Source organism: Planktotalea sp. (assembly GCF_049680325.1).
Classification (GTDB): domain Bacteria; phylum Pseudomonadota; class Alphaproteobacteria; order Rhodobacterales; family Rhodobacteraceae; genus Planktotalea.
On record NZ_JBAUHO010000262.1, the window covers coordinates 1 to 4797 of the forward strand.

4 protein-coding genes and 1 pseudogene are annotated in these 4797 nt (G+C 56.5%); 1 reads left to right on the top strand and 4 read right to left on the bottom strand.

What is annotated here, in order from left to right; translation table 11 throughout:
• Window positions 1-805: hypothetical protein (locus WBC85_RS11980; RefSeq protein WP_424437288.1), on the bottom strand; the 805-nt coding region annotated here is incomplete at its 3' end.
• A 3-nt stretch (window positions 806-808) separates the two neighbouring features.
• Window positions 809-2062 (bottom strand): tyrosine--tRNA ligase, encoded by a 1254-nt coding sequence (gene tyrS, locus WBC85_RS11985; protein WP_424437291.1) that lies wholly within the window; start codon window positions 2060-2062, stop codon window positions 809-811.
• Window positions 2063-2126: 64 nt separating this feature from the next.
• Between tyrS and WBC85_RS11990 the strand changes: the two genes are divergently transcribed.
• Window positions 2127-3218 (top strand): anhydro-N-acetylmuramic acid kinase, encoded by a 1092-nt coding sequence (locus WBC85_RS11990; RefSeq protein WP_424437294.1) that lies wholly within the window; start codon window positions 2127-2129, stop codon window positions 3216-3218.
• Here the strand turns inward: WBC85_RS11990 and WBC85_RS11995 are convergent.
• Both WBC85_RS11995 and WBC85_RS12000 read right to left on the bottom strand, forming a co-directional pair.
• Entirely contained in the window at window positions 3202-4101 is a 900-nt protein-coding gene (locus WBC85_RS11995; RefSeq protein WP_424437297.1) for a fatty acid desaturase, read from the bottom strand. The two genes, WBC85_RS11990 and WBC85_RS11995, sit on opposite strands and share 17 nt — an antisense overlap.
• A gap of 109 nt (window positions 4102-4210) precedes the next feature.
• Window positions 4211-4797: pseudogene (locus WBC85_RS12000) on the bottom strand (radical SAM protein); the annotation flags it as partial.

The window sequence follows — 4797 nt, forward strand, 5'->3', positions numbered from 1 at the left end:
GTTCCAGATAAGTCAGATTGGCGGTCTTGGGGCGCTTGGCACCGAAATGATAGGTGATGCCCGCCATAATTGTCGTCGTGTCGGTAATATCATCCGGTCCGGTGATCTCTTTTTGGTGGCTCTCGCCATATTGCGCTGCGGCGAAAAGCGATAGTCCCGGCACCGATCTTATGTCGTAATCCGCGCGCAGCTCTAATGTCCAAAGCTCGACTACGGTGCTAGGTGCATCCATGCTGGCATTAAGATACCCGATTGACGTGCCAAGGTTAAGGCGCTCATTCGCGGCAAAGCGCACGCCGATGCCCGTGAATACACCCTCGGTGACCGTCGCCACGCTATCGCTGCCGCTATTGCCTGTAAGATAGCCAAGATGCCCATCAAACGCCCAGCGATCATTGAGCGCCCATGCCCCTTCAATGCCTGCAAGCAAGCGCATCGCATCATCGCTTGCATCATTGTCGTGATCGGATTGAAGCGCGCCGACAAACGCGCCGTAGCTGAAACGGTCCACATCGCGGCCTGCGCGCAGGATCAAGCTGCTTGAGGAATTTGCCGTGTTCGGGGCCGTATTTGCGTTGTTCGTCGCAGCAAGGCCCAGATCGGCCTGTAAATAAAGACCATTTGATGAAATGCGGCCAAAGCTGAGGTCCACGCGCGTTGCACCAAGCGTGCCGTCCGCCCCTTGAATGCCGACAGGGGCACCGACTGTGTCGCTTTGCCCGAACGTCAGGCTCGTGCTTCCATAAAACTCTTGCGCGGCAAGTGGGCTTGTGGTGAGCAGCAGAACTGCGGTGAAACGCAACATGGTTTATCCCTTCAGCACAATCAGCGCATGGCGTTTTTTGCCCGCACTCAGTTTGACAGGTGAGGACAAAGCCGCCGCATCCAGCATAAGGCCTGCATCACTCAGCGGAGCGTCGTCGATTTTGGCACCGTTTTCGGAAATCAGACGCTTGGCATCTTTGCCTGACTTCGCCAAACCCGCGCGCACAATCGCCTGAACGATAGACAGTCCATCGCCTAACTCTTCTCGCGTCAATTCAAGCGTCGGCAGGTCATCGCCGACACCGCCGCGCTCGAACACCTCGCGAGAGGTGGCTTCGGCGGTTTGCGCAGCTTCAGCGCCGTGGCAAAGTCTGGTGATCTCATTGGCAAGGATCACTTTCGCCTCGTTGATCTCGGAGCCGGCCAAAGCACCAAGGCGTTCGCATTCATCTACAGGCATTTCTGTGTAAAGTTTGAGGAACCGACCAACATCAGCGTCGGTCGTATTGCGCCAGAATTGCCAGAACTCGTAGGGCGAACGCATATCAGGGTTCAGCCAAACAGCGCCATCCGCGCTTTTGCCCATCTTCTTGCCATCCGATGTGGTCAGCAGCGGCGAGGTCAGGCCGAAGATCTGATTGTCCAGAACACGGCGTGTCAGGTCGATACCGTTGACGATGTTGCCCCACTGGTCGGACCCGCCCATTTGCAAAACGCAGCCATACCGGCGGTTCAGCTCAAGAAAGTCGTAAGCCTGCAAAATCATATAGTTGAACTCAAGAAAGCTTAAGGATTGCTCACGATCCAGCCGCGACTTCACGCTTTCAAATGCCAGCATGCGGTTCACCGAGAAATGCCGCCCGATGTCGCGCAGGAATTCAAGGTAGTTGAGATCATCAAGCCATTCGGCGTTGTTAATCATCAGCGCATCGCTGGGGCCATCGCCATAGGTCAGGTAAGCGCTAAACACTTTCTTGATGCCTGCGATATTGTCGTCGATTTGCGCGGGCGTCAGCAAAGGCCGTTCATCGGCGCGAAAGGACGGATCACCCACCTTGGTCGTGCCGCCGCCCATAAGGGTGATCGGTTTGCCGCCTGTCTTTTGCAGCCAGCGCAGCATCATGATCTGGATCAGCGAGCCGACGTGCAAGGATTTGGCCGTCGCATCAAAGCCGATATAGCCCGGCATTCCGCCCTTTAGCGCAGCATCATCTAGCGCCTGATAATCGGTGCAATCGGCCAAAAAGCCACGCTCCATCATCACTGCGATGAAATCTGATTTGGGATGGTATGTCATAGCTTGCGTCCACGTATTGCTCTAATCAAAGGTCTTACAGCGCAGACACGTAAAGGAAAAGCCTATGAAGGGCGCGAAAATGGTGAAAGCGGTCGGCTTGATGTCGGGCACGTCTCTGGATGGCGTCGATGTCGCGGAACTTGTCACCGACGGTGAGCGTATCGAGGCCTTCGGCAAAAGCGGGTATCGCGGCTTTTCAGATGAGGAACGCGCGGTCCTGCGCGCGGCATTGGGACGCTGGCACTCTGATGATCTTGGTGCGGCGCTTGAGGTCGTTCAACGCGCGCATATCGAAGCGCTTGCAGGTTACACGCCTGAACTTATTGGCTTTCACGGCCAGACCCTTGCCCATGAACCACGTGGGCGCGGCACCCATCAACTGGGCGATGGCGATGCCCTTAGCGAAGCCATTGGCGCGCCGGTCGTCTGGGATTTTCGCTCGAACGATGTGCAGCTTGGCGGTGAAGGCGCGCCGCTTGCGCCGTTCTTTCATTTTGCCTGCGCAAAATGGATCAACGCGAACAAGCCTCTGGCCTTTCTCAATCTTGGCGGTGTCGGCAATATTACGTGGATCGACCCGAGCAAGGAAAAACCCGAAAGCGAAGGGGCGCTTCTGGCATTTGATACGGGGCCAGCCAATGCACCGATCAACGATTTGATGCAAAAGCGCAGGGGGCAAAGCCATGATGAAGGCGGCGCGCTTGCGCGGCAGGGCACTGTTGAAACGGGCGCGCTAGAGCTGTTCCTGTCGGAATCCTATTTTTTGCGCATGCCGCCCAAGTCCCTGGATCGCGACGATTTCTCGGTCATGCTTGATCTGGTAAGCGAACTGTCTGATGCCGACGCCGCCGCGACGATGACCGCCATGTGCGCCGCGGCTGTTATGCAGGGCATGCAACATTGCCCGAGCCCGCCAGAACGCGTCCTGGTTTGCGGTGGCGGGCGTCACAACCCGGTGATGATGCATATGCTGCGTGAAGCGTTGGATTGCCCTGTAGAACCCGTTGAATCCGTCGGTCTTGATGGCGATATGCTTGAGGCGCAGGCATTTGCCTATCTCGCCGTGCGCGTGGCAAGAGGGTTGCCGACGAGCGGTCCCACAACGACAGGGGTGCGAGCCTATGTCGGCGGGGGAACACTTAGCGAGCCGTCTTAAATCCCGCTGTATATTCTTTTGAAAACCCGACATACCCGCTGCTTGTTGTAATCAAATCTGCCTTCAAATGCTGATGCAAGGCGGGCAGGCGATGAAACGGCACGTTTGGTTCTGAATGATGCTCGATGTGATAGGGCATGTTCCAGGCCAAAAAACGCACAAAGCGGGTGGTATAGGTTGTGCGGGTGTTCTCCAGCATATTTGCGACATAGGGGCAGCGTCCATGCTCGGCGAGCAGGTAAATGCGCAGCAGCGGCATCGCGATGAGTGCTGGACATACCCATAGCCAGAATACGGCACTACTCCAAAGCAGGCTCAGTGCGAGGCAAACATAAATTGCCACCATAACACGCGCCTCTCGTTTGATACGCCAGAGCGCGCGCGCCGGCAGATAGGGCGCACGAAGCGGGGCAATCGCGTTTTGGCAGGTCGTGGTGATATTGGCCCTCCATGTCGGCCAGCCGCTGACATAGGCAATCATCTCGATCCAACTGTCTGGTTTTGCGCCGCTTAACAATTCAGGATCTTTTTCAGGATCATTGGTGTAGCGGTGATGCGCTAAATGGAAATAGCGAAACCAGTTGAACGGTTGGAATAGTATCACCGCAATGATGTGGCCTGCGATGCGACTTAACAAAGGCGTCGCAAAGGGCGTTTCATGCGTGCATTCGTGCTGCAAGGTAAATAAAAACACCAACAAAATGCCTTGCGGCAAAAGTGCCAGCCACCAAAGCGGACCTGCAAGCATGATCCAGCCCGAGCAAGCGGCAATCAAAAGCAGATAAAGGCCAAGGTGGCGCAAGCCTGCCCAATCAGAACGCGCGCGTAACGTGGCGCGTGTGTGTGGATCAAGCGCTTTCAGGGCGTCCAAATGCGTTTTCATCAGGCCACATTGCGTAGCTTATGATTTTTGCGCAAGTGGGTCTTGCTTCTTTGGTCCCGAAATACCTCGGGGTCTGGGGCTGGCCCCAGCCCGCACTCTGATGTCGGCACTAGGCCGAACAACTGGCCCCGCCCAAAACGCAAAACTTCGCGCAGTGGGGATGGTTTAACTGCACAGAGCCTTCCGCTTGCTCCAGCGTTTCGCCCAATTCGAACTCTTCCGAATAAGGCAGCAAGGTGCAGGCAAGCACCGCAGGTTTGCACGCGCCTTTGCGCTTTACCACCATGCGCGACGAGGCGCACATCATCGCATCGGGGGACTTTCCCAGAATGTCCCAGCACTCGGTCGTGATCTCCGGTACATCGACGCTTTCATCCATTTCCGGGAACAGGACAGTTTGTGCCGCGCTATTGGCATCAATGTCAAAACCGTGCTTGGCATAAAGCGCGGCATATCCCGCGCGCGCGTCAGCTTCGCTTTCGCCCCAGACCGTGCGGCCGGCAACGGCCAAAGAAAAGCCGTTCTGCTGCAACCAGTTCATGCCCTCGATGGTTTTATCAAACGTACCTGCGCCGCGTTCTGTGTCGTGGTTGTCCTGCGCCCAATGATCCACTGAAATGCGCAGCGTCAGCTTGCCGGGGTAGGCGGTGTTCAGCTCTAACAACCCTGCGCGCATGGATTTGCGCATCATCGGGC